This is a genomic window from Brevibacillus brevis (assembly GCF_900637055.1).
GTDB classification, from domain to species: domain Bacteria; phylum Bacillota; class Bacilli; order Brevibacillales; family Brevibacillaceae; genus Brevibacillus; species Brevibacillus brevis.
The window spans coordinates 1,715,627-1,741,080 of sequence record NZ_LR134338.1 but is presented as its reverse complement, the minus strand read 5'-3'; the positions used below and the strand labels follow the sequence as shown (position 1 = coordinate 1,741,080).

The following is a 25,454-nucleotide window of genomic DNA, read 5'->3' as shown; positions in this document are numbered from 1 at the left end:
AAACGGCAGGCTCCAAAACGAAATGGGAGAACTGCCGTTTTTCCTTTGCTTAGTACAATCGATTTGTATAGCTGTCTTGCAAACCCTCCGCCACTTCTTTTGCCGTCACACCTGGTAACTTCACATGATCTGCCAGCATTTGCGCGACGTTAGGAGTCGTCCCTTCTGCCGGCCACGACTCCGGCTTCCATAATCCAGAGCGCATAAATGCCTTTGCACAGTGGACGAAGCACTCCTCGACCTTTACGCCGATCCCAAGCGTAGGCGCCTTCCCGTTAACCGCCATCTTCCCCAGTATTTCTTCATCGCGAATAATGCAAGCCTTGCCGTTCACACGGAACGTCTCTTCCAGCGTAGGAATCAAAAAGATAAGCCCAATATGGGGGTTGACTAAAATGTTCGTGATGGAGTCCATCCGCTTGTTTCCTGGGCGCTCGGGAATCACCAGATGGTGATCGTCGACGACATGCACAAAGCCAGGCGCATCACCACGTGGCGAAGCATCGCAATGGCCATCTTTGTCTGCTGTGGCAATGATGAGAAATGGCGCTTGGGCAATATACTTGCGGCTATGGTCATCCAACTGGGTGATCGCCTTGTTCTGTACGAGACGACTTGGCTCTCCGACCATTTCGCGCAGCTGCTGCTCTGACGTGACCACGTCACGGAATATTCCGAATCCTGACATGACTACCCCCTCTTTCCTCTGCTTGTTCGAACCTGCCACCATCATACCACTTTTCTTGCTTATGGCAGAAGCAGGAAAGCTAGAGGGGTCACAAGCAGCAGGGTTAGAATCGTACGCTCTACCCAAATCACCAGAAGCTTTGGAATGCTAATCGGAATCTCGGTAGACAAAATGCAAGGAATCGTCGCGGAAAAGAACAAGATGGAAGAAACCGAAACAACTGCAATGACAAACTTGGTGACCAGAGGTGCTTTTACCACAAGCAGAGCAGGTAAAAACATCTCGGCAATTTCGATCGCTGACGCTTTTGCAGCCAGCATCGGCTCTGGAATTTGCAAGAGCCATGTAATCGGATAAAACAAGTACCCCAGCCAATCAAACAAAGGGGTAAATTCGGCCAATACCAACCCGATCAAGCCGACCGACATGATGGACGGAAGAATACTCATGGTCATGATGAAACCATCCCGCAAATTCTCCCAAATGTTCCGCGTTAGCGGCAGCGCTTTTCCCGCAGCTTCCATAGCCTCTATCCACGCTTGGCGCAACCGTTTTTCCTTAATCACTTTCTCCGGATCGCCGTTGTCCTGGTAATATGCATCACTCATATTGGACAGCGGCCAAATACGCACCGTCACTGCCGTTACGAGAAACGTCACCACGAGCGAGACCCAAAAATAAAGATTCCAGTAATTCATCAAATCCAATGTTTTCGCGATGACGATCATAAATGTCGCAGATACAGTGGAAAAGCCAGTTGCGATAATAGCTGCTTCTTTAATCGTATATTTGCCTTCTTTGAATACCCGGTTCGTGATCAAAAGACCGATCGAATAGCTCCCCACAAAGGAAGCCACCGCATCTACCGCAGAGCGGCCAGGTGTTCTCCAAATCGGGCGCATGATTGGCTGAACCAGTACCCCGATAAATTCCAAAAGGCCGTAGCCAACAAGCAACGCCAAGAACACGGAGCCGATCGGGACTACCATACCTACGGGAATCACCAGCTTTTCGAAGAGAAATGGCCCCATATTCTTGTCCAGCAGCCATGCAGGACCCGCCTGAAAATAAATCAACAGAGCGATAGGCACACCCAGTACTTTTAGCGCAGAAAAGACGAGGTTTACTTTGCTCTGCTTCCAACTGCCCGTCACAAACGGATAAATGGCTCCAAGCACAATCACAAGCAAAGCATATATCGGTATCGCACTCGGCATGATTTGCCGAACCCATGTCACGATGTGATCGAGCATAATGGAGCTTGTGTTGTTAATGGTAACAGGAATAAAAAAAACGAAAATGCCAATGAGGCTAAAAACAAAAAACTTCCAAGCATGCGTGGTGGATACGGCTTGCTGACCAGGATGAGGTGCAAGATTGCTGTTCGAAATATTGCCCATACATGTCCCCCCATTTCAAAAACAAGCCGGTCTCCCCCACTTCTACCCGTTTTTCTTTTGCTCTCTCTAATATTACGCCAGTCTTCCCCCAGCAACGACGATTGTTCCGTTTTTGATTACCGTGTTTACGTGGTTACTCCCATAACGATATTGCAAGGTCATGAAATCAGGAACGTCAAAAATCGTGACATCTGCTTTTTTCCCGACCTCAAGGCTGCCGACTTCATACGCGCAGCGGATTGCGTGAGCGGCGTTGATGGTAGCTGCCGTCAGCACCTCGGCTGGCGTCATCCCCATTTTCAGGCAACCCAGATTCATGATGAGTGGGAGCGAAACCGTTGGAGACGAGCCCGGATTGCAATCCGTCGAAATCGCGACAGCCACGCCACGATCAATCATTTTCCTGCCATTGGCTGACTCTGCCATCAGGAAAAACGCCGTACCGGGCAGTAACACAGCGATGACACCCGCTTCTGCCATCTGTTCAATCCCCTTGTCTGAAGCGCGCAGCAAATGATCCGCAGATACCGCGCCAACCGAAGCTGCCAGCTCTGCCCCTTCATACGGTTCGATTTCGTCCGCATGAATCTTCGGCAGCAACCCATGACGGACCCCCGCTTCGAGAATGCGTCGGGACTGCTCCGGAGTGAACACACCTCTTTCGCAAAACACATCGTTAAAAACAGCCAGCTTGCGACGAGCAACCTCTGGGATCATTTGCTCAATGACCACGTCTACAAACGCATCCGGATTTTCCTTGTATTCACGCGGCACCGCATGTGCACCCATGAAGGTACTGACGATGTCGATGGGATGTTCCTCGTGCAACTGCTTGGCGACCTCCAGCTGCTTCAGCTCATCTTCCAATGTCAGGCCGTAACCGCTTTTCGCCTCGACGGTTGTGACCCCATGCAACAGAAACTGGTCAAGACGCTGCTTGCTCTGGGCAAACAGCTCTTCATGGGTAGCTGCTCGCGTCGCCGCGGTAGTCGAGTAAATTCCGCCGCCATTGTTCATAATCTCCATATAGGTCGCACCGTTTAGCCGCATATTAAACTCGTTTTGCCGACTGCCCGCGTGCACCAGATGTGTATGCGGATCGATCAGCCCTGGTGTGACCAGCTTGCCCGAAGCATCGATGATTTGCGCCTCATGCGTACGGTCTCGATAGTAACGCGCCAGCTCTTCATCTGTTCCTACACGCTGGATGACGCCGTCTTCCAGCCAAATGCTTCCGTCCTCAATGATCGACAACTCATTCATTTGCGCTCCTACTACAGGGGAAGAGGAACCGCCAGCCAGCGTGGCAAGCTGACTGGCGTGGCGAATCCATACAGGTTTAGTCATGGCTCTTACTCCTTCATCATCGGAATGTGGACGCCTTTTTCCTTGGCTGTTTGAATCGCGAGGTCGTACCCTGCATCGACATGTCGGACGATGCCCATGCCTGGATCAGTCGTGAGGACGCGCTCCAGACGACGTGCTGCTTCAGGTGTTCCGTCAGCCACGATGACCATTCCGGCGTGGAGAGAGTAGCCCATGCCCACGCCGCCTCCGTGGTGCACAGATACCCAGCTCGCTCCGCCTACCGCATTGATCATGGCATTGAGAATCGGCCAGTCCGCAACCGCGTCGCTGCCATCCTTCATTGCTTCCGTCTCACGGTTTGGCGAAGCGACAGAACCGGAGTCCAGATGGTCACGCCCAATGACAATGGGGGCCGAAAGCTCTCCGCGGGCCACCATCTCATTGATGATCTGACCAAAACGCGCACGCTCGCCGTAGCCTAACCAGCAAATGCGGGAAGGCAGTCCCTGGAACTGAATGCGCTCCTGCGCCATGCGAATCCAGTTGCACAGATGCGTGTTGTAGGAAAACTCACGAAGAATGACTTCGTCTGTCTTGTAAATATCCTCAGGATCGCCGGACAGTGCTACCCAACGGAACGGTCCCTTGCCCTCGCAAAACTGCGGACGGATGTATGCTGGCACAAAGCCAGGGAAACGGAACGCATCCTCCACACCCTCGTTTTTTGCCACCTGCCTGATGTTATTGCCATAGTCGAAAGTGACTGCTCCTTTTTCCTGCATCGCGAGCATGGCGCGAACGTGTTCAGCGATGCTTGCTTTTGTGCGAGATTCGTACGCTTTCGGATCGCGTGTCCGCAGTTCGGCTGCTTCCTCCAGTGACATGCCGATGGGAATGTAGCCGTTGAGTGGATCATGCGAGGAGGTCTGGTCCGTCAGCACATCCGGGATAAAGTCACGAGCCAGCATGGCATTCAGCACTTCGGGTGCATTGCCCAACAGACCGATGGAAATGCCTTTTTTGTCGCGTTTCGCTTCTTCCGCCAAACGGATCGCTTCGTCCAGACTCTCTGTCATCACATCCAGGTATTTCGTGTCCAATCTGCGTTGAATACGGGTCGGGTCCACCTCGATATTGATGCTCACACCGCCATTGAGCGATACGGCCAGCGGTTGCGCACCACCCATGCCGCCCAAGCCTGCTGTCACGGTAATCGTTCCGGTCAACGTGCCTTCAAAATGCTGGCGTGCCAGTTCTGCAAACGTCTCGTACGTCCCTTGCACGATGCCCTGGCTGCCAATGTAAATCCAGCTTCCCGCTGTCATTTGTCCGTACATCATCAAACCCTTTTTGTCCAGCTCGTGGAAATGCTCCCAATTCGCCCAGGCAGGCACCAGGTTCGAGTTTGCCAGCAGCACACGCGGCGCATCGGTATGCGATTTGAATACGGCAACCGGCTTCCCAGACTGGATGAGGAGTGTTTCATCGCTCTCTAACGTTTGCAATGTTTTGACAATTGCATCGAAGCATTCCCAGTTCCGTGCCGCCTTGCCAATTCCGCCGTATACGACCAGATCCTCTGTACGCTCAGCTACATCAGGATTGAGGTTGTTCAAAAGCATGCGCAGCGCAGCTTCCTGTACCCATCCCTTTGTATGTAATTGGGTACCTGAAAAGGCTTGGATCAATTGCTCAACGGATTGTGTCGTCGTCATCATTTCCACCTGCTTTTCTAAAAGGATGTACTTCTTAGCTCCATTGTAAAAAAGCAAGGGAAAACAAAAAAGGCACCGCGCTTTCGATTTGGTGCCTCTACTTTCGATTCACTTGCAACCGCATTCATGGTTTGACGAAAAAATCTGTCTTTTTTTTCGATTTCTATCTTTTCTTTTGATTTCGTAACAAACGTGGAGTTGTCCCTGTCTTTTCCTTAAAAATTTTACTGAAATAATTGGCGTTAATGAATCCACATCGCTCTGCCACCTCTTGGACAGACAGGGATGTCTCAAGAAGCAATCGGCGTGCTTCTTTTACCCGCAACGATGTGAGTATTTGGCGAAAAGAGCTTCCTTGCTTTTGCGCGAGCAGCGTACTGAAATAGGAAGGACTGCGGTCGATATACCGTGCAACCTCCTCCAGGCGTAGTGCAGGATCGGTGTAACGCCCTTCTATATAGCGAATCGCCTGTTCCACGACATCTACACGGGACTCGTCGATAGGATGATGTGCCTCATCGAGCAGTTGATTGATAAATAGCAGCAGTTCCACTACGATCCGATACAAGATCGGCGAGTACAGAATCGTTTCGAAAACCCGGTGATACTCCTCTTCCAAAGGGGCGGAATCAAGACCTCGTGATATCATGTAGCGCCTGACTTGGGCCAAAATACTCGTCAGCCGAATACGCAACAGTCCCGGCTCCGGGTAGGGCTCTTCCTTGTAAAAGAAATGAGTATACAGCCACTGCTTCAACTCTTCCCGATTGCCTTCATCCAGCATTTCAACCCACGTGCGCTGTTCGGCAGGTGTCAAAAATGGGTCAATCATGGTCCAATTCACGCGATTATCCACGACCGTCACTTGCCGATATCCTTTGAAAAAGCGGACTTGCAGGGCTTGGCTCGCTTCCGCATACGTTTCGTTCAAGCTCTGTTCGTGGCTCCTTGCGTCATACATGACCAAAAAGAGTGGCGCATCATTGTTTGCTTCCCAGTCCATCAGCAAACGCTTGCCAATTTGGTTGAGCCAAGAAGACGAGACCTCCGCATCCACTGGAAAAACCCCCACAATCGTCTCCCCTAGCGGCAAAAGATCGGGCTTGTCGCGAAACGGATATTCCTCAAAAAAGCGCAGCAGCTCCGGATGCCGCTTCGGATCTTCCAGTTGAGCCAGCATGAGCGAATAGGACTTGGCTTGTGCATGCCCGGGAAAAAACAGGTCAAGATACGAGACATCCCTGTTATCGCCCGATCCCGATCCCCTTCCCTTCTCTTCGTTCATTCGCTTCCGATCCAAGCGCTCCTGGCAGCATCTCGTCAGGATTCTCCTGATGTATTCCGGTGTCTGTGGCTTCAGCCATAGATCGCGTGCAAAAAGTCCAATCCCCTGCATCGCCCGCTCAAACGTCGCCTCTGATGTGGTCACCACAACGGTTGGACGATATTGATCCACCAGCAGCTTCAGCCGGTCCCACTGCCCGCGCCCGATCATGTCCAGTTCAATACAGAGCACTTCCGGTGTATGCGCTTCCATCATTTCGAAAACGTCTTCCATGGTCCCGGCACTATGTACCTTGTCATACGGAATGGCATAGCTGCTGACGAGCCATCCGATCCCGATTCGTTCGTTCTGGTCCCGATCCGCTATCAAAATGCTGGGCATAGGCTGGCCTCCTTTTTAAAGCTATCAGAAGAGTGGGACATCTTTCTCTATGAAACAAAGGTTGCCCATAAATGGACAACCTTTTCTCCTTCACGTTCTTACTTCTTAAGAGGATTTTCGATCATGGTTCCCATCACATGATCCAGCGGAATAAAGCCAATATCGCGGGAATCTGTGCTGTGATTCCGGTTATCTCCCATGACATAAACATGATCGGCTGGAACCGTGATCTTTCCGTCCGCTACATATTCCATCGTTTCTTTGATGTATGGTTCGTTCAATGCCTCACCGTTTCGATACACCTTGTTGTCTTTGAACTCTAGTACGTCGCCTGGTCTTCCGATGACCCGCTTGACATACATCGTGTGATCATCGCCTTGACCTGTGACCAGCGACACCAAGGGATGCCCCATGATATCGTCCATCAATGTACGGTCTCGCTCTACCCGACTGTCGATCACGACAATCTCGCCGTAATCTGGCAAATAAGAAAACGTGTGTGATAGTTTAGACACATATATGCGCTGTTCGTCTTGTAAGGTAGGGTCCATGGAATGCCCATCAACCTTGAACGGCTGAAATACAAAGATTCCGAGGACAAGAGCGAAAACGACAGCAAAGGTTATCGATCGAATCCATCCCAATACTTCTCTCATTTTCTTTTGGCACTCCTTCCTTTTACCATTCTCTCATTCATGCATCCAAACCATCATACCACATTATCCACGCAATCCCAAAAAATCAGCCAGAAGACGGATCAGGTGAGGCCGTACTCGCGCAGTTTCCGAAACAGCGTTGCCCGGCTTATGCCTAATAGCGCAGCTGCTTCTTCTTTTCGTCCGTTTCTATCCCGGATTTGTTGCATCGCGGCATCGATTGCTGCTCGTTCCAGTTCTTTCAGCGTAAGTCCTTGCTTTTGCCAGTCGAATGGCCCCTGACTTTCTTTAACGGAATGCGGGGGAGAATCACGCAGCAATCCCGTTCGAATGGGCAAGCTCGAAGGCTGAACCCAAGAGGTTGCTTCCATATTGACCGCGTACTCGATTACATTTTCCAGCTCTCGGACATTTCCTCTCCAGTCGTGATGAAACAGGACGTTTTGCGTCTCTTGGGAAAAGCCGTGCAACTTCTTCCCCACCCGATTCGCATGCGCCAAAAGGATATCGTTCGCCAAAGGCAGTATATCCTCTCTACGTTCTCGTAGCGAGGGCAAGTGGATGGGAATCACATGCAATCGATAGTACAGGTCCAACCGAAACACCCCCGCGTCTACCCGCTCCTGCAAATCCAGATGGGTCGCTGCAACGATCCTTGCTGCTAAAGGTATGGCCTTGCCGTTACCTCCAATTCGGTACAGTTCCTTTTCTTGCAACACGCGCAGCAGCTTGCTCTGTAAATGCATAGGCATATCCCCGATTTCATCGAGGAACAGTGTGCCTTTTCCTGCGACCTCAAACAACCCCGGTTTTCCACCTTTTCGCGCTCCTGTGAATGAGCCTTCCTCGTAACCGAACAACTCGCTTTCCATCAAATGCTCAGGAATTGCGGCGCAATTAATCGAAAGGAACGGCTCGTCACGGCGCGGGCTTGACTGATGAATGGCTCTGGCAAAAAGCTCCTTTCCGGTTCCACTTTCCCCTTGGAGCAGGACAGTCGAATCACTGGCTGCCACACGTCTTGCTACTTCCTTCGCCTGTACAATCGCAGGACTGTTTCCACCAATCACCCGAAAAGGATCGGGCTCCGAGTACCCACTCACTTGCCTTGCGATTTGCACGACTTCCTGTACATCATCAAGCGTAATCACCCATTCTTTGACCGTTCCTGCCTGTAGAATGGGCTTAATGGCAAACAAAAATGTCTTGTCTTCCTGCCCGATGGACAAAACGATCTGCTTTGGCGCAGACTGCGCGGTATCTGCACAGCGAATAGCATCTATCCATTCTGCCGTTTGACTGTCGTCGTGATCGAGCTGCAAATACTGACGGGCACGCTGGTTCGCCTGAATGATCCGATTGTCTTGATCGACGAGAAACATGGCTTTGTCCATTTCATCCATGACGACACGTAGCTTTTCTACCGTATGCAACTGTTCGACGTACAAGTAGTGCTCTTTTAGCTTAATGGCGATCAGCTCGGCCATTTTTTGCAGATAGGTCAATATCGCATCTACATCCGCAAACAACCGCTCGCGCTGCTCCTCATCGAAAGCGAGCAGGCCGATCACACCTATATTTTCATTGTCTAATTGAATCGGGCAACAAATCTCTCCCGTCTCCGTGCAATTTCCATAATGCATACAAGGACGGCACCGCTCATCCTGCCCCGGATGCATGATCACAACAGGATGCCCAGCGAGCAATGACTCCCGGTATATATGATCCTCTCCTGCCATCGTCCGCAAAACGCCAGCCTCAGTCTTTCCCGTTCCTGCGATCCGCAAAAACTGACTGTCCGCAATCTCTACCTCTACGCGCAGAACGGATGCAACTGCTGAAGCAATCTGTTGTACACTTTCTTGAATTTCTCGCAAGGGCATTTGGCTCCCCCTCCCGTCAATCTCTTGCCTTCATTATAGCGCATCACAAGGAGAAGCCTGCCCTTATGCATTTTTTACCGGCAAAAATCGCAAATCGTCTCCACCAAGATGGCACTCATGTCTACCAAGCTATCTACCTCTACATATTCGACTGCCGAATGCAGACCGGCTCCCACTGGTCCAAACAAGACAGTAGGAATTCCTGCCTCCTGCAATAATGCCGCATCCGTCCACCCCGAGAATCCGCATACTTCGGGTGTTTTTCCCATCACACTCTTACACGCGGCCTGAAGAGCTATATAAACAGGTTCATCCAGCGCAACTTCAAACGGCTCCCGCAAAAATGACAGCTCGGCACTTGCTTGGAACGTCTCATCTTCAGCGCGCAGCTTCTGTAGTAATGCTTCTATTTCATTTGCCACGTCTGCCTCTGTCTCGCCCGGCAACGTCCTTCTCTCCCAGTCGATGCGGCAATAGTCTGGGTAGGTGGACAGCTCCGTCCCGCCCTGAATGAGTGAAGCATGGACAGATGCCGCACCGAGTATCGGATGAGCCGCACCTTGAGCCAATCTGTCTGAGAGACGCTCCAGCTCTTGCAGGACCCTGCCCGCCCGAACGATTGCATCAATCCCTTCTGCTGGACGACTTCCGTGGGCTGCCTTGCCCAGCACCTCACATTTGACCCAGGCAAATCCTCTGTGAACGACGCCAATCGCCAGATCGGAAGGCTCACAGCATATCGCCGCATCTGCTTTGTAAGCCTTTACCAACTCCTCCGTGCCGATGCTTTTATATTCCTCGTCAGCGACAAAAGTCAAAATGACATCTCCTGCCAACGGAACCTTTGCTTGTGCGATCGCCTCTACTGCGGCGATCATGGCCCCCAGACTGCCCTTCATGTCCTGACTGCCTCTGCCGTAAATTTTGTTGTCCGCAAGGGTTGGCTCAAACGGCGGAATCTCCATGCGCTTGGCGCTTACCGTATCCATATGTCCATTGAGCATCAAGGATTTGCCGCCGCCTGTTCCCCGTAGAATCCCGACGACATTGACCGCTGTGTCGTTAATAGGCGTAACATGAACCTCCAGTCCTGCCGCCTGTAAACGATCTCGAATAAAAGCAGCAATCTCTTTTTCACCTGGCCCATCGTCATCGAGGTATGGATTTACGGAGTCGATACGGATTAAGTTCTGCACCAATGAAATCAGTTCGTCTCGATTGATCGTCACGTTCATTTTGTCATATCCCCCTCTTCTCGGCATGCGCCTTCCCAGATGATGCGTCTGTAGATATTCCGATCCGTGTCACCTTCCGTACTAAAGCACAGAACAACCGAATTTTCATTCAGGCCGAGCTGTTCACGCTGTTGACGATACATTGGCTTGCTCATCAAGGCAGCGAGAAGCCCTGCCCCGACTGCTCCACTTTCCCCGCTCACAATGGAAGGGTCATCTCCAGTCGGTGACGCAAGTATACGCATGCCGTTTGCCGCCACGTAATCAGCACAGCTGACGAAGAAGTCTGCATGCTCCCGCAAGATCTCCCATGCCATCGGATTCGGCTCGCCGCACGCTAGACCTGCCATGATGGTCCCAAGCTCTCCCGTGGCTACATGTGGTTGTCCGTCGTTCTCTTCTGCTGAGAGGACCATGCAATTGGCGCTATGCGGCTCGACGATCACGGTCGTTAGGTCTTTGTTTGCTTGCGCTGCAACAAAATGCCCCAAGACTGCGGCGGCCATGGAACCGACACCTGCCTGCAAGAATAGATGCGTCGGCTGTTTGGCGTCGGTGAGGGCTGAGAGTTGTTCCATGGCCTCGGCTGCCATCGTCGTATAGCCCTGCATGATCCACGTGGGAATGGTCGTGTAGCCTTCCCATGCCGTATCTTGAATCACTTGCCAACCACGTTCTTTGGCCATTTGTTCGGAAAGACGCACGGCTTCATCGTAGTTTCCATTGATGACGTGGGCTTGTGCGCCGGCCTCTCGTATCGCATCTACTCGTTGCTGGGCGGAGCCTTTGGGCAAATAAACGACAGCATGCTGTCCGAGCGCCTTCGCAGCCCATGCAACTGCCCGTCCGTGATTGCCATCTGTCGCTGTCACGAAGGTGACTTCTCCGATTCGCTCTCTCATCTCTTGGGAGCACAATGCTTCAAAGGTCATCTCTTCTGTCGATTTCCCCAGCTTCTCGCACAAGAAACGAGCCATCGCGTAAGAAGCTCCCAAAACCTTGAAGGCATTGAGGTCAAATCGCTTGGATTCATCTTTTACAAGGACCTGTCCTACTCCCAACTCACGTGCCAGTGCAGGCAATGTAACGAGGGGAGTCGGCTCGTAGCTTGCGAGGGATTGGTGAAAAGCTTTGGCAAAACGGGTTTCTTTTGCGGTCAAATAGATAGGAATGCGAGAACTCCCGCTAATTTTTCTCTGATTTTTCACAACGTAGATTGGTGGTCGTTTATCCATCGATGGTTCCTCCTCGGGTGGTTTCATCACTTTGATAAAGCAAGGATCGTGCCAACGATGTGAAGCTTGGATGGCTTATTATTTCGGTGGTAATCGTATCATAATGAGATTAAATAGTATCATTTTGATACTTTACGTCTTAATTTGAGATGCGCTATTCCAGCTGCAGTGGTGGGAGGAAACAGGAGAAAACGCTCCAGCTTCTTGGGTCACCTGCTAGGGGGATTGACTGCACGGCTCCATGGAAAAAGCAAAACCGCGTCCAAAGTAGAACCTCAAGGATGCTCTCAGAGGTGGACGCTTAAAGGCGTGTTTCGCTTTTTCCATTGCGCCTCGGTTGGTGCCCCAAAGATCTTCGCTTATTTCTCCTGTTTCCTTGCGAGCAGCTGCTTTTCTGATAGGCTTTGAAAGATTGAGTACAAACAATTAGCCACGCCAGAGAAGAATATTTCCAGTCCTAGCGACTTTCGAAGTCCAGCCCAGCTGCGCAGGGATTTGCGGGCCAAAGAAACGCAACGTGCCCATGCGACGAAGCGGCTACCACTTTTGCGTTTCCCCGCAAATCGCTGCGGAGCGGACAGTCTATACTTCCTAGCAGGACGTAGCCCGGAGCGTAGACTGGAAATATTCTTCTCTCCACTGCGGCCACTTATGAAATCTGCGCTCCAACTGCTGTGGTGGGAGGAAACAGGAGAAAACGCTCCAGCTTCTTGGGTCACCTGCTAGGGGGATTGACTGCACGGCTCCATGGAAAAAGCGAAACCGCGTCCAAAGTAGAAGCTCAAGGATGCTTCTCAGAGGTGGACGCTTAAAGGCGTGTTTCGCTTTTTCCATTGCGCCTCGGTTGGTGCCCCAAAGATCTTCGCTTATTTCTCCTGTTTCCTTGCGAGCGGATGGAGTTTCAAGTGGCTTTTAAAGATTGAGAATGATCGACAAGCCACGCCAGAGAAGAATATTTCCAGCCCTAGCGACTTTCGAAGTCCAGCCCAGCTGCGCAGGGATCTGCGGGCCAAAGAAACGCAACGTGCCCATGCGACGAAGCGGCTACCACTTTTGCGTTTCCCCGCAAATCGCTGCGCAGCGGACAGTCTATACTTCCTAGCAGGACGTAGCCCGGAGCGTAGACTGGAAATATTCTTTTCTCCACTGCGGCCCCGTTGAAAAAAATAACCACCTGCATAACTCTCACAGGTGGCATCTTTGGCGCTAGAAGAACTCTATGCGTTTCTCTCTTCCTCCTCAGCAGAAGGCCATCCACCCCATAAGTGGTTCAAATGCCCGTCTGGATCACGAAAACTAAAGCTATATCCTCCTCCTCGCTTATACGTCATTTCACTTACTTCGATTCCTTTGCTTTTCAGCTCCTCATAAACCTCATGGATTTGGTCTACCTGCAAGGAGATGATTGGCTGGGCTTGTCCTGCCATATCGGTAAAGTCCAATCGCGGAACTTCAGGGCAACGAATGAGCCCGAGACCTACTCCGCCTACGTTCAACCAAGCCTCATTGTCTCCAGGTGAAAATTCGAAACTAAACGGTATGCCGAGCACATCGCGGTACCACTTTATGGATACCTCCAAGTTTTTGACAGGCAGCTGTACAACCGCAAAATTACGTACATGAATACTCATTTGTGTTCGCTCCTTTATTTCAAATATGTAGTTTCACCCTCATGAACGAAAGAAAAGAACAAAAAGAAACGGGTACCTCTACCATTTCTGAAAAAAATGCAGCAAATGCCCATCCGGGTCACGAACAGCAAAGAAAAGGCGATCGCCTGCCACCGAGACCTTTTCCACACTCACGCCCTGTTCAGCGAGACGCAGGTACGTTTCACAAATCGCATAGGCATCCCCCGCGCGAAAAGCAGCCAAAAATTGCTCGAACCCTTCCTTTGATACAAACCCAGACGAATCACGACGGCCAGCTTTGTCGATTCTCTTTTGGCTGGACTGGCTGTCATCCTGTCTGGATTGCTCAGCCAGCATGAACAAGCGCTGACGAGCTCTCTTCACACCTTCCTTCACAGCCCCTACTGTCGTATGCAGCAATGTGGCTGTTTCCTGCGCCGTAAATGAAAAAATGTCCATCATGAGAATTAACACCATTTGTCTGGCATTTAGACGATCAGCCAGTTGCTCAAACACCTCTCTCTGCACAAACGCATCGGATACAGTGGACTGATGCAGATGTATCGCTTCATCAAACAGGGCGGGAAGCTCATTCGCCTTTACTTTCCGGCAATGGTCGATCCAAGCATTCGTGGCAATTTGCCTTAAAAATGCCTTGGTCAGTTCTCTGTCTGGAGCCTTCTGCAAGAAACGATACACCTTCGTCAATGTTTCTTGCAGAAGGTCCTGCGCATCCCAGTCGTTTTTTGCGAGGGATAAGCAGTGTTTTTTGATATCCGCAAGAAAAGGTTTGACACGCATAAAGGAAGCCTCATCCTGATCCTGCCCCATACTATCCCCCCAAAACTTTTCCGACTATTCATACTCATTTTCAAAAAAATACAGAACGCTGTCAAACATAGACCATGTAAAAATAAGAAAACGACCATCCTGAACGGATTTTCCCCGCTCAGAACAGTCGCTACTTTATTTCTTGCCAATTAGCACAACCAAGTCAATCGTCATGTCCACTCCTGCCAAGTCAGACACCCGCTCCAACTGCTCAGGTGCCGCGCCCCATGCTAACGGAGTCATCTGGAGCAGAGAAGAAAGACTCTCTTCATCCAGTCGGAACTGATACTGAACCCGCTCCTTGCCGATTAGCTCAAAGCTGGCTTTGAAGTGCTCGATCGTTCGATGATTCGCATATTGTGTTTTTGGTGTCTCTTGATACAAGACTTCTCGTAGCTCTCGCAAATAGTTGGCTTCGGGAATGACTTTGATCATTCGTCCATCATCAGCCAGGAGTCTATGAAACTCATCCGTATTGGATGGAGATAACAGATTGAGAATGTATGAAAACTGTCTGTCGGCAAACGGCGCCTTCGTTAAATCGCCAACGCACCAAACGACTTCAGGATCGCTCTTCGCCGCGAGCATAACTCCCTCTTTGGCAAGATCGACACCCACTCCGACAAATGGGACTTCACTTGTTTGCATTACTCTCTGTCGAACCTGCGTCAAATGATAGCCTTCGCCACATCCTGCATCCAGTACGTACATTTGGCTTTCCTTGTGTTCTGTCGTATGCAGGATGACCTCGCTCAACACGTCATACAATGGATCAAAAAAACCTTGCTCCCCTACCGCCCTTCTCGCTGCGAACATTTGCTTGTCATACTTTGTTTTGTAGGTTCGCGCAGCCAAGTGTACGTAGCCGTGCTTGGATAAATCAAAGCAGTGATGATTGTTGCATACCAAGCTGGTTGCAGGTACGTTGCGCATAGCCGCCTGGCAAATTGGACAACGAAAAATCCCAGCATGCTGGGAGATAGCTGTAGAAAACAAAAAAAGCACCCCATTCATTCGTATTTCGGTGAATGAAAAAAGGCACAGTCAAATAAACCCCAAGCATTTTCAAAAAAATGCGGGATTACGTTGATCTGTACCTCACATTACCGATAACGAATGAACTGGATGATCATGGTCTGTAACACTCCTGCTTTTTAATAAAGTAGGTATCACGATGGACACCCAAGTACGATTATAGCACATTTCAGCAAATACAGGCACCTTACACTACGGGAACGGGAGTCTCAGGGGGCAGGTACGCAGTCTATGTCTCGCTTTTGCGTCCTGCCCATCCCCCGCTCCTTACAGATATTTTTGCGTTTACTCCAGCAGCATGACCTCATCATATTTCATCATGATGCTTCCTTCCTTGTACTCCCCTACTTTTGGCACATTCATCAGACCCTTTACGTTTTGGAGAAGCGCCCGCACGATGTTCACGCCACATTCGTGAGCATGCGGATACCCGCCGCCAAAACGGGGATTGATCTCCGACACAACGTACTGATCTCCCACCAAAAAACAATCGATGTCAATTGGCCCACGCGGCTCTAGGACACGAATGAGTTCCTTTGCCAGTGATAGCAAACGCGGATCTTTTACCGCGAGGGAGCGATCCGTCTCCCCTGCCCTCATTCGCAGCTTTTTGCGGGCGAAAAGTGTCACCAGCTCCCCCGAGATCAGATCCACATAGGCATCCACTCCGTACTCCTCTGCCTGTAAGAACGGTTGAATGACGACATCTTCCGTTTTTTCCATGAGCACGGACCATTCTTGCTCATTCTCCACACGTGTGATGCCTAAACTCGCACTTCCATACCGCGGCTTGACGATCAATGGATACGTAATCTGCCCTGCCAAAAGCGCTACTTGTACCTCGTCCATTTTTGTAAAAGTGGGAATGGCGGGAAACTGGTACGCGGACAAAAAATCATGCGTTGCCATCTTATCCAAGCACATCTCGATTATATCTCGACTGGACACGATCACCTCGATGCCCTGCATGTAGAAACGATCTGCATGCGCAGCCAACAAAGTCAGCTCAGGGTCTATTAAAGAAAGGATTGCCTTAATCTCGTACCGTTGGCAAATGCGCAGCAGGGCATCGAGATACCCAGGATCATCGATACGCGGCACCTGCTCGTGATGATGGGCAGCGCACAGGGCCGGGGCCGTCGGATCGCAGTCGACGGCTATGATTTTGCCAGTGTCACCCCATTCGCGCACAAAATAGTGGAGCAGCTTGACTCGTCTGCCTACACTGGTCACAAGTACGTTCATTCAGTTCACGACCCCCTGCTTGTCAACGTGAAAACGATAAACGGAATCGGGAATGAATTGTTGGAGAGTCTCTTTTCCTCTGACAATGATCGCTTCATTTCCGTCGATGGCGAGAACCGGCGGCCTCTCCCGAATAAATGGTGGATTAAAGACGAGCGTATACGCTCCCACGTGTCCAAAGACAAAATAATCCCCGATATCAGGCAGTGGCCCCGTGTAGCCTTGAAGCAAATAATCTTTTTCCATGCACGTATACCCGACGACATGATAGCTCGCTTCAGGAACGGGCTTGCGGTTGCACACATGTCGGGCTGGCAAAGAGTGCGCGTGCATCGTTGGCTTGACATTGTGAATGCTTCCATCTACGAGAACAAACCGCTCTCCTCTGTTTTCTTTTACATCGATGACTTGGCAAACGAAATCAAGGGCATCTGCCACGAGTGAAATACCTGGCTCCAGAATCAGCAGCGGTGCATAATCCAGCTCTGCCAGCTCCTCCTTCACAACAGACGTAATCGCTTCGGCGTACTCCTCAAAGGTTGGTGCAGCCGTCATCCCGAACGAGGTTGGGAGCTCGCCATAGAATCCGCCTCCAATATCGATAAAAGCAAGCCGCTCGCCCAGAAGCTGCTTCCCTAAACGGCATAGATGGCGCGTAATTTGGCGATATACACCCACACTGCGATTGGTGGAAAAGTGTCCATGCAACCCGACTACATGCACATTTGGGGCGACAGCCAACAGGCTCAGGGCTTTTTCCAAATTGCCGTTTTCGACGCAAAAGCCAAATCGGCTGACCTCGTACCCATTTTGCAGAGGACTCACTCCACCCCTGGCCAAATCCACATTAATCCGCAGCCCAATCCGAAACGTCTGCTCGGGATACTCCTTGGCATAGGTCACCACCCAAGGTATTTCCGAGAAAGAATCCAGATTGATCAGGCTCCCCTGCTCCAAGGCCAGGTGAATGTCCGCTTCCGTTTTAAGCGGGCCGTTAAAAATGATGGACGCAGGATCAACACCGAGCTTCCGTGCCAATTCGTACTCCAGTCGAGAAACGACTTCTGCATGCGCCCCTAACTGATGCAGCTTTTGGCATAAAAACGGCAAATAATTGGTCTTATACGAATACGCGACGACTACATGCTCATAACGTCGAGTAAAAGCCCGTTGAAAACGACGATAGTTCTCGGAGAGCTTCACTGTGTCCAACACGTAAAAAGAAGAAGAGCATAGACTGCGCCATTTTTCTAACTGTTCATAACTATACATGGCGCACCCCCTGTTTCTGGTTCAGGAGGCAGTTCGTAATAACACCGATGACTCGCTCCTGCTGTTCAGCGGTCAAGCTGGAACCGGACGGCAAGCAAACACCTTGGGCAAATAGCCGATCTGAGATACTCTCATCAGGTTGGTGCGGATAGTATTGGCACTGCGCGAACAACGGTTGCAGATGCATCGGCTTCCACACGGGACGGGCTTCGATATTTTCTTTGCCCAGCGCATCAATCAGTTGTGCAGCAGAGAGTGTAGTGTCCGCTGGATTCAGTGTCATCACCGTCAGCCATCGCGTGGATCGCCCTGTTTTCGGCTCTGGCATGAACGAAATACCAGGCAATTGTCCGAGGGCTTGTTCATAACGCTTGTAAATCCCTCGCCTTGCCTCGATTCGCTCCTCCAAGACGCGCAGCTGCCCCCGGCCAATTGCCGCCAGTACGTTGCTCAACCGATAGTTGTAGCCCAGCTCTTCATGCTGGTAATGCCTGGCTGGCTCCTTCGCCTGCGTCGACCAGAAGCGCGCCTTTTCGATCGCCTCCACGTCATCGGAGACAAGCATTCCACCACCTGAGGTCGTCATGATTTTATTGCCATTAAATGAAAAGGTCCCAACATGACCAAAGGCACCGCTCATTCTCCCCTTGTATACAGCCCCTAACGATTCTGCTGCATCTTCAACCACTCGCACCCCATACTGCTCACAAAGCGCTATCAATGGCCCCATATCTGCGCTCTGCCCATATAAATTAACGATGACGACCGCCTTGGGCAACTTGTCCGCTGCTGCCGCTTCCCGCAGGGCTCGCTCTAATGCCTGCGGCGACATATTCCAAGACTCTTCCTCGGAATCAATAAATACCGGAGTTGCTCCCTGGTACAGAATCGGATTGGCACTGGCGACGAAGGTGAGGCTGGAACAGAACACCGTATCACCCGGAGCAACACCTGCTAGCTTCAGCCCGAGATGGATCGCAGCCGTACCAGAGGATACAGCCAAGGCAGCTTTTACGCCCACATACTGGGCAATCTCTCGCTCAAAAGCATCGACGTGTTCCCCCAACGGTGCGATCCAATTGGAGGCAAAGGCGTTTGCCACCAAGTCCCGCTCATCCTCTCCCATATGTGGTGGTGATAAAAAGATCCGCTGCTGCGCACTCAATTCGACGCCCCCCCATTGCGATAGGCAGGAAAAAACTCGCCAGCCTGATCGACCTGTAATTTTTGGCACAAAGCCAAATACACTTCCTCATCGTGAACTTTCTTGCCCATCCAGTAAGGAAAATGATTGCCATTTGCAAACGAGGACTTGAAACGGAACAAGCCATCTCCATCCAGATTTCCTCCTCCGAGAAGAAGCAGCTGTGCTCCATCCAGCTTTGCCTGTTGGATCATGGCGTCGAAGAGGAGGTGATTGACGCCAAGCGCCATGTCTTCCGTATGGGATGCCCCTAGCCGATAATGGGCGAATTGATTTCCACTGAGCAAAAGCACGCCCGCCACCGGCCGATCCTCATGCATGGCAAGCAGGAGCCGCGGCTTGCACAACACTGTTTTTTTCATGAGTCCCCCAAAAAATTCCGGTGCATAGTAGTAGTGCGCCGCGGCTTGATTGCGGTCCATCGTCTCCCGATGCAGCTGGATAAAAGAAGGAAGCCAATCGGTTCCGCCCAACGTAACCCGGACGTCGTTTGCCGCGGCCTTCCTCATATTTCGTCCGACGTTTTGCGTATAGTGGGCACGAATGTAGGCAAGTGTGGGGCGCAAATCGACCGCTGTTACCATCCTCACCAGATCCAGTCGCATTTGACTCGCGAACAGCTCCGCATTTCCCAGCAACGGATGAAAGCGAACCGTTTCCGTCAGGTAGTTTTTGTACCGACAGTAGACGTGGAATTGCTCCTGGAACAATCGAGCAGCCGTCTGTCCCCCCACGACGAATGGCCCTCCGTATCCAATCGAAACCAAATCAGCATAACCAGGTACCACCCCATCCAGACGTCTGACCAAATACGGGTAGAAAACCTCGTTCTCCCCACTTTTGAAAAAAACAGCTTCTGGCGTGCCCTGCTCCATTTTGGCGTACAGCTGTACGTATTCTTTCGTGTAGGACACGTCCAAATGTAAAAAACGTCGCAAATATTCGGTCCAATCATCCTGTTCCGACAGTACGATCAGGCTCACCTGCTTCCCTCCCAGCGCGCTCTGTGTTTCCACTCCCTCTGAAGTCTTCTACCGTGACGCTGCCCTGCTGATTTACGCCTGTCGATTGAAAAACGCGCTTGATTGTCAGACCGATAATCCGCATATCCAGAAAAAAGCTGCCATTTTCTACATACCAGACGTCCAGCTCGAACTTTTGCTCCCAGTCAATCGCATTTCTCCCATTGACCTGCGCCCAACCTGTAATCCCCGGCTTCACGTCGTGTCGCTTCAACTGCCGTGGCGTGTATAAGGGCAGGTACTCCATCAGCAGTGGTCTCGGCCCTACGAGGCTCATTTCACCACGAAGCACATTCCATAATTGCGGCAGTTCATCCAAGCTATACTTGCGCAAAAGCGTTCCGAATGATCCTAGCCGCTGCTCGTCAGAAAGAAGCTCTCCACTCTCGTCACGTTCATCGGTCATCGTACGAAATTTATAGATGAAAAATGGTTTTCCGTGCAGACCTGGTCGCTCTTGTACAAACAAAATCGGAGACCCCAGCTTCCAGCGAATGAGCAGACTCACTAGCAAAATCAGTGGGGACAGAATGACGAGCGTCAGGAAGGAAACGCAACGATCAAACAAGGACTTCATGCCGCACCTCCTGTTGACTCCACTTCGCTGCCGCTTCCTCCATGCTGAGGCTTTGCATGCCGTACCTCTTGCGCAACATGGAGTAATGCTGGAGTATTTCCTCCAAAAAGGACAGATTCTCTTCGATGTGATCCCCAAAATTCTCCGGATGCCACCACAGATGGTACAAGCGATTGTGCTTTGCCGTATGAGTCAGGTCGCATTTGATTCTCTTCATGCGCCATTTTTCCAACCTCTCAAGCCGCGGATGATATGGGCGTAAAAACCGGCTGGATGGAACATCGACCAATCCCTCTGGACTGCGCTTCAATGATTCATAGTTGTTATGGCCGGAGAGATTCACATACGCATCCATCAGTCGCATGGCTCGTTTGAACAATGTCTCTTCAGCAGTACCTTTTGTGTGATACATCCAAGACCGCTCGTTGCCGCGATAGGAGCGAAACCCCCTTTTTTTGCACAACGATAAATAGGCTGGCTGCACCTGATTTCGCGGAAAAACGATGCTGGAAGGTGCGTATCCTTTTTTGCGGGTCACTTTTTGAAAAGAATCTAGGTCAGCAGCAAAAGCTTCGGGAGTCTGCCCCGGCTCTAGACAATAGTAGTGGGAAAGGGTGTGGCTTCCGATGAATTGATGCGGGTAAGAGGAAATCAGCTTGATCAAGGAAGGAGCGAAGTGATACGGGTCGACCTGCTCATGCTCTCCGATCGCATCTGTGTCTAAATAAGGGTAGGGTGACAGCTTCCCATCGGAATACGCCGGGAGATGCCGTGGGATAACGCCTGCCAGCTCCTTGCGCGTCTCGCAAAACAAAAAACCGACAGTAGCCCAGGTGACATGCATTTCATACTTGGCAAACAGCTCCAAAAGTGCGGGGATCACTTGACGAACGCCTAACAAATTTTGCTCATAGGACTGAATGGTTCTCTTGTCTCGGACGCCCCAGTAAAGTTCAAAATCTAGGGAAATGACGAATGCTCCCGTCTTGTCCAATCTTCTCCGCTGCCTCCTTTCTCTTGCTCTCTTTCTTCTCGCACCTGACCAGTCAGTTTGGCAAATAACGCCGCCTGCTTCGCAAGGACCTTTCGCTCATCGAAGTGTTCAAGCGCGATGCTGCGGCTATTCTGCCCGAATGCTTCTCTGAGTCTGGAATCGACTACGAGCTTTTTTAAGGCTGCATACAAGGGACATACTTGTTTTGGTTCTACTAAAAATCCGTTGACACCGTCCCTGACTTCTTCCCGACATCCACGGATATTTGTGGCGACGATCGGTTTCGCCATCGCCATCGCCTCAATGATAGAACGAGGCAGCCCTTCGCGATGAGAGGGAAGAACAAATATATCGCTTGTGGCCATCAGCTCTGGGATGTCTGTGCGGAATCCGGCCAAAATGATTTGCGGATGCTGTCGGCAAAGCTCCACGAAGTCTTGACCTCGTTGATCGCGTTCACTGGAAGACACGTCCCCCACCAATAAGAGGCGCAGACGCGGAAATTCACCCGCCAGCTTGCGAAAGGCTTCCAACAGCTCAAAAATTCCTTTCTCCGAAACCATGCGTCCTACATAGGTCATCACCACATGATCATCACGCAGCCCCAGTGAGGCCTTGATAGACTGGACCTGTTCTCTCGTTACGAGTCGCGGGTGAAAGCGCTCTGTGAGATCAACGCCGTTGCCAATGTGCATAATCCGCTCCGCCTGAGAGGAGAAGCCATCCTTCACGCTCAACTCGTAATCCTCTCGACTCTGAAGTAAAAGATAATCAGTCATATGCCGGGCAAACCATTTTTCCAGCGTGTAGTACATCTGATAGGTCCTTTTGCTCATTCCTTCATGAAAGAAATAGCCATGCGCTGTGTAAATGACATGCGGCACTCCTGCCAACCTTGCTGCTACGCGTCCGAGAACAGCCGCAATCGGTGTATGGACATGCACGATTTCATACTTCTCCCTTTTCATCAGCCGATACAATGCCCCAATTGTGACCAAATTGGAAATCGGGTCGATCTTTCGCTTAATGGGGATACTTCTGAGCGTTAATCCCTTTGCAGTCAGTACATCAAAGCGCCCCGTATCCGAACACGCGGTATGCACCTCGTAGCCTTCACCCATCAGCTTTTCAATCAAGGGAAACAGCAAGCTTTCTACAGAGCGGTCAATTGCGCATACTTGCAAGATTTTTTTCAAGCAGATCACCGCCATTTTTGATCTGACGCGTATTGATTTCGGCTGTCACGAAATACAGCGCGAGCATGATCCAGAAAAACGTTTCGCGAATTCCGTTATGAGTGAGTCCGTACAAAATTTGGAAGACAAGTGGATACCAAGCAACCAATCGATGCCCACGGACCGCCCCATACATCACGAGAATGAACAGCACCGTGCCCATTACACCGTAGGAGAAGAACAGATTGGCTAAGGTAGAATGGAGTTCCAATGAAATGCTGCTGTTAAATCGCTCGTACATCCCTTCCCCTGCTCCAAACAAAATGTACTCCGGATGGTTGGCAATCCGGTCATAGCCCCGCGCTGCCAAATTGTCATCCGAATCTTCCCCGAGTGATACCATCCGTTCTTCGATTTGTGTGTAAATAGATGCGTCGCTCAGTACGTTTTCGTTGGTGTACAAATAGATGAAGAAGACAGTGAAGGACGAGACGAGCACACAAAGCAGATTCATCCAAAACAGGCCCGTTCGTTCTTTGATGGAGAGGAGCAAAAAAGCGAGGTACATCCCTGCGGCACTAATGATCGCTGCTTTCGACAAGGACGCTGCAATAATGCTAAACGCCGTGCCGATCGCAATAAAGAGGGGGATGGTCTTCACAGATACGAAGCGAGCACACAGCAGGCATATCCCCATGCACAAAAGCCCAAAATAGCCGAGCTGGTTTGGATTGTTGAAGAACAAGGATTGCCTGAACTCATCACTATCCGGTGACAGTCCTGACACGAGAATGAATGCCTGAACGAGCAAGGAAGCGGACGTAGCCAGGAAGACCCATTTGACGTACTCTTGAGGGCTGCGCCTGAACAAAATAACCAGGGCAAGCATTACGGCTCCGTTGTACAAATACCACTTGGTTGAGCTGAATACATCCATTTCCCCGCCGAGTGCAATCGTCCATATGCCATTCACCATCATAATGTCGTACAAAAACAGAAAGGTAAGGAAGAGAAAAAGTCCGAGTCTGCGGTTGACCCGACCCAGGCGAAACAAGAAGCTGTAGGCGATCAGGATGAGCATAATAAAATCGGCGATTTGCGGATTGCCACTAGGGAAGAAGTAGAAGGGCTTAAGTACCACATATAGCAAAAGAAGGACCTTGTCCGGTGAGAGCTTCTCCTTGACCATCATTTACCTGTGCGCCAGATGGTTGGTGAATTGCAGGATTCGCCGATAATCCTCCCACGTATCAACCTCTGCCCAAAACAATCCCGGTGGTATTTGTGCGACATACACATTCCTTTCGCCCAAAAAAGAATAGAGGACGTTTTCCCACCACAAATCATACTGCTTCTCCTGAATTAACCTTTGCAATCGACGCAAAAATATCGGCAGAAAGCTCTCTTGAAGTTTGGCAATTCCAACGTATTCGCCAGTTGTCTCTTCCAATGAAAGCTCCTTTCCATGGCGGAGCAACAGTCCGTTTTCATAGCCAAATTTATAATCTCCCTCATAGCGACGAACTGGATCTGCAAACATGACGGGACATGCAGTCTCTTGCAAAACGACTTCCAGTACCTTTGATTCAAAGTAAACGTCGGCGTTCAACAGCAAGCAGTCGCTTCCTTGCAAAAACGCGCGGGCGAACCAGAGGGACACCATACTATTCGTCCGATCATAAAAAGGATTGTGATAAAAACGAATCGATTCATCTCTGAGCAACTCGGTAATCACGTTGGCTTGATAGCCCACCACCAACGCGATCTCATCAATTCCGTGGCGCTTCAGTTCCGCTATCGTATTTTCAATGAGCGCATGGTTCCCGATATCCACTGTACACTTGGGAATGCCGTCAATTTGCTCGTTGATTCGTGACCCGAGACCTGCCGCCATGAGCAGTGCCTTCATCCGACTCCCCTCCTTCTTTCTGAGATGGCATGACGTATTTGATGTTCAGCTTCAGCTTGTACATCGATCTGGCCAGCCCGACGAACAGGTGGTAGAAGGTCCATAGGAGCAAAAATAGCATCTGACCGCTGAGTGCCCACAGAAATGCGGTAACCAGCACGCCCAACTGATAGCCTGTTTGGGTAAGAAAAAGGAAGACAAAAGCATCGATCCATTTGCTGCGCTTTCTCATGGAAACTGTTTCGTGAGAGATTTTCGCCTGGCTAAATACGAGATCGGAGCCATTGGTCGCCAAAATCTCTGCAAAAATCGTGAGCAGGATCAAATAGAGCAGCCACGGACCCAACATCGCGTGATAATTCGTGATGCCGTATATCACACCGAATGACACCAGGTAGAGTGCATAGTTGAGCCCGATGTCCAGCCATTCTCCTCCCTTGCTCTTCTGGTTGCGCATGCGGGCTACTTCCCCGTCGACGCAATCCGCCAAGTAGCACACCTGACAGAAGAAGCAGCCGAGCAGAAAGGATGCCGCCGTTCCGTACATAAATGCTGCTGCGCTAAGGAGTCCGGCGACAATCCCCCCGATTGTAATCGCGTTGGGGGATATTTGTGTTTTTCGGGTTAGCAATAAGCTCATGTAGATGGAGATGCGACGTGTGAAGTAGTACGACCAAAATTCCTCCCTGCTCCACGGCTTCTGCACCTGCACACGGCAATGGCGTGTCTCTTCACTATCCCAAAACATAGACGGATACAGCTCATCCTTCACG

22 protein-coding genes are annotated in these 25,454 nt (G+C 50.8%); all 22 read right to left on the bottom strand.

Features of this window, described 5'->3' with window-relative positions:
• Positions 1-49: 49 nt before the first annotated feature.
• Positions 50-688 carry a pyridoxamine 5'-phosphate oxidase family protein gene (locus EL268_RS08935; RefSeq protein WP_106654519.1) on the bottom strand — a complete coding sequence of 213 codons (639 nt, stop codon included), beginning with the start codon at positions 686-688 and terminating at the stop codon, positions 50-52.
• Positions 689-747: 59 nt separating this feature from the next.
• On the bottom strand, positions 748-2,088 hold the full coding sequence (locus EL268_RS08930) for a YjiH family protein (protein ID WP_106654518.1): 1,341 nt from the start codon (positions 2,086-2,088) through the stop codon (positions 748-750).
• A gap of 72 nt (positions 2,089-2,160) precedes the next feature.
• Positions 2,161-3,435 carry an imidazolonepropionase gene (hutI, locus tag EL268_RS08925; protein WP_106654517.1) on the bottom strand — a complete coding sequence of 425 codons (1,275 nt, stop codon included), beginning with the start codon at positions 3,433-3,435 and terminating at the stop codon, positions 2,161-2,163.
• Positions 3,436-3,440: 5 nt separating this feature from the next.
• Positions 3,441-5,111, bottom strand: coding sequence for a urocanate hydratase (gene hutU, locus EL268_RS08920; RefSeq protein WP_106654516.1), 1,671 nt, complete (start codon positions 5,109-5,111; stop codon positions 3,441-3,443).
• A 163-nt stretch (positions 5,112-5,274) separates the two neighbouring features.
• Positions 5,275-6,777: a helix-turn-helix domain-containing protein gene (locus tag EL268_RS08915; RefSeq protein ID WP_106654515.1), complete on the bottom strand. Its 1,503-nt coding sequence runs from the start codon at positions 6,775-6,777 to the stop codon at positions 5,275-5,277.
• 98 nt (positions 6,778-6,875) lie between these two features.
• Complete coding sequence (gene lepB / locus EL268_RS08910) at positions 6,876-7,433, bottom strand: signal peptidase I (RefSeq protein ID WP_106654514.1); 558 nt, start codon at positions 7,431-7,433, stop codon at positions 6,876-6,878.
• 101 nt (positions 7,434-7,534) lie between these two features.
• A complete protein-coding gene (locus tag EL268_RS08905; RefSeq protein WP_106654513.1) occupies positions 7,535-9,316 on the bottom strand; it encodes a sigma-54-dependent Fis family transcriptional regulator in 1,782 nt (593 codons plus the stop codon).
• 74 nt (positions 9,317-9,390) lie between these two features.
• On the bottom strand, positions 9,391-10,551 hold the full coding sequence (locus EL268_RS08900; RefSeq protein WP_106654512.1) for an ArgE/DapE family deacylase: 1,161 nt from the start codon (positions 10,549-10,551) through the stop codon (positions 9,391-9,393).
• A complete protein-coding gene (dpaL, locus tag EL268_RS08895; protein WP_106654511.1) occupies positions 10,548-11,786 on the bottom strand; it encodes a diaminopropionate ammonia-lyase in 1,239 nt (412 codons plus the stop codon). The genes EL268_RS08900 and dpaL overlap by 4 nt, the downstream gene beginning before the upstream one ends.
• Positions 11,787-13,003: 1,217 nt before the next feature.
• Positions 13,004-13,417: a VOC family protein gene (locus EL268_RS08885; protein ID WP_106654509.1), complete on the bottom strand. Its 414-nt coding sequence runs from the start codon at positions 13,415-13,417 to the stop codon at positions 13,004-13,006.
• A 78-nt stretch (positions 13,418-13,495) separates the two neighbouring features.
• Positions 13,496-14,248 (bottom strand): RNA polymerase sigma factor, encoded by a 753-nt coding sequence (locus EL268_RS08880; RefSeq protein WP_106654508.1) that lies wholly within the window; start codon positions 14,246-14,248, stop codon positions 13,496-13,498.
• Positions 14,249-14,383: 135 nt separating this feature from the next.
• On the bottom strand, positions 14,384-15,253 hold the full coding sequence (locus tag EL268_RS08875) for a putative RNA methyltransferase (RefSeq protein ID WP_106654507.1): 870 nt from the start codon (positions 15,251-15,253) through the stop codon (positions 14,384-14,386).
• Between the two features lie 315 nt (positions 15,254-15,568).
• Positions 15,569-16,528: an ATP-grasp domain-containing protein gene (locus EL268_RS08870; protein WP_106654506.1), complete on the bottom strand. Its 960-nt coding sequence runs from the start codon at positions 16,526-16,528 to the stop codon at positions 15,569-15,571.
• Positions 16,529-17,800 carry a type III PLP-dependent enzyme domain-containing protein gene (locus tag EL268_RS08865; RefSeq protein ID WP_106654505.1) on the bottom strand — a complete coding sequence of 424 codons (1,272 nt, stop codon included), beginning with the start codon at positions 17,798-17,800 and terminating at the stop codon, positions 16,529-16,531.
• Complete coding sequence (locus tag EL268_RS08860) at positions 17,793-18,965, bottom strand: DegT/DnrJ/EryC1/StrS family aminotransferase (RefSeq protein WP_106654504.1); 1,173 nt, start codon at positions 18,963-18,965, stop codon at positions 17,793-17,795. Before EL268_RS08860 ends, EL268_RS08865 begins: the two co-directional genes overlap by 8 nt.
• Entirely contained in the window at positions 18,962-19,987 is a 1,026-nt protein-coding gene (locus tag EL268_RS08855; protein WP_106654503.1) for a GNAT family N-acetyltransferase, read from the bottom strand. The genes EL268_RS08860 and EL268_RS08855 overlap by 4 nt, the downstream gene beginning before the upstream one ends.
• Entirely contained in the window at positions 19,956-20,603 is a 648-nt protein-coding gene (locus tag EL268_RS08850; protein ID WP_106654502.1) for a sugar transferase, read from the bottom strand. Before EL268_RS08850 ends, EL268_RS08855 begins: the two co-directional genes overlap by 32 nt.
• Positions 20,587-21,597: a polysaccharide deacetylase family protein gene (locus EL268_RS08845; protein WP_106654501.1), complete on the bottom strand. Its 1,011-nt coding sequence runs from the start codon at positions 21,595-21,597 to the stop codon at positions 20,587-20,589. Before EL268_RS08845 ends, EL268_RS08850 begins: the two co-directional genes overlap by 17 nt.
• Complete coding sequence (locus tag EL268_RS08840) at positions 21,564-22,802, bottom strand: glycosyltransferase family 4 protein (protein WP_232030534.1); 1,239 nt, start codon at positions 22,800-22,802, stop codon at positions 21,564-21,566. The genes EL268_RS08845 and EL268_RS08840 overlap by 34 nt, the downstream gene beginning before the upstream one ends.
• Complete coding sequence (locus EL268_RS08835; RefSeq protein ID WP_106654499.1) at positions 22,762-23,964, bottom strand: O-antigen ligase family protein; 1,203 nt, start codon at positions 23,962-23,964, stop codon at positions 22,762-22,764. Before EL268_RS08835 ends, EL268_RS08840 begins: the two co-directional genes overlap by 41 nt.
• Entirely contained in the window at positions 23,965-24,681 is a 717-nt protein-coding gene (locus EL268_RS08830; protein WP_106654498.1) for a phosphocholine cytidylyltransferase family protein, read from the bottom strand.
• Complete coding sequence (locus EL268_RS08825) at positions 24,626-25,453, bottom strand: CDP-alcohol phosphatidyltransferase family protein (protein WP_106654497.1); 828 nt, start codon at positions 25,451-25,453, stop codon at positions 24,626-24,628. The genes EL268_RS08830 and EL268_RS08825 overlap by 56 nt, the downstream gene beginning before the upstream one ends.
• Position 25,454: the final 1 nt, after the last annotated feature.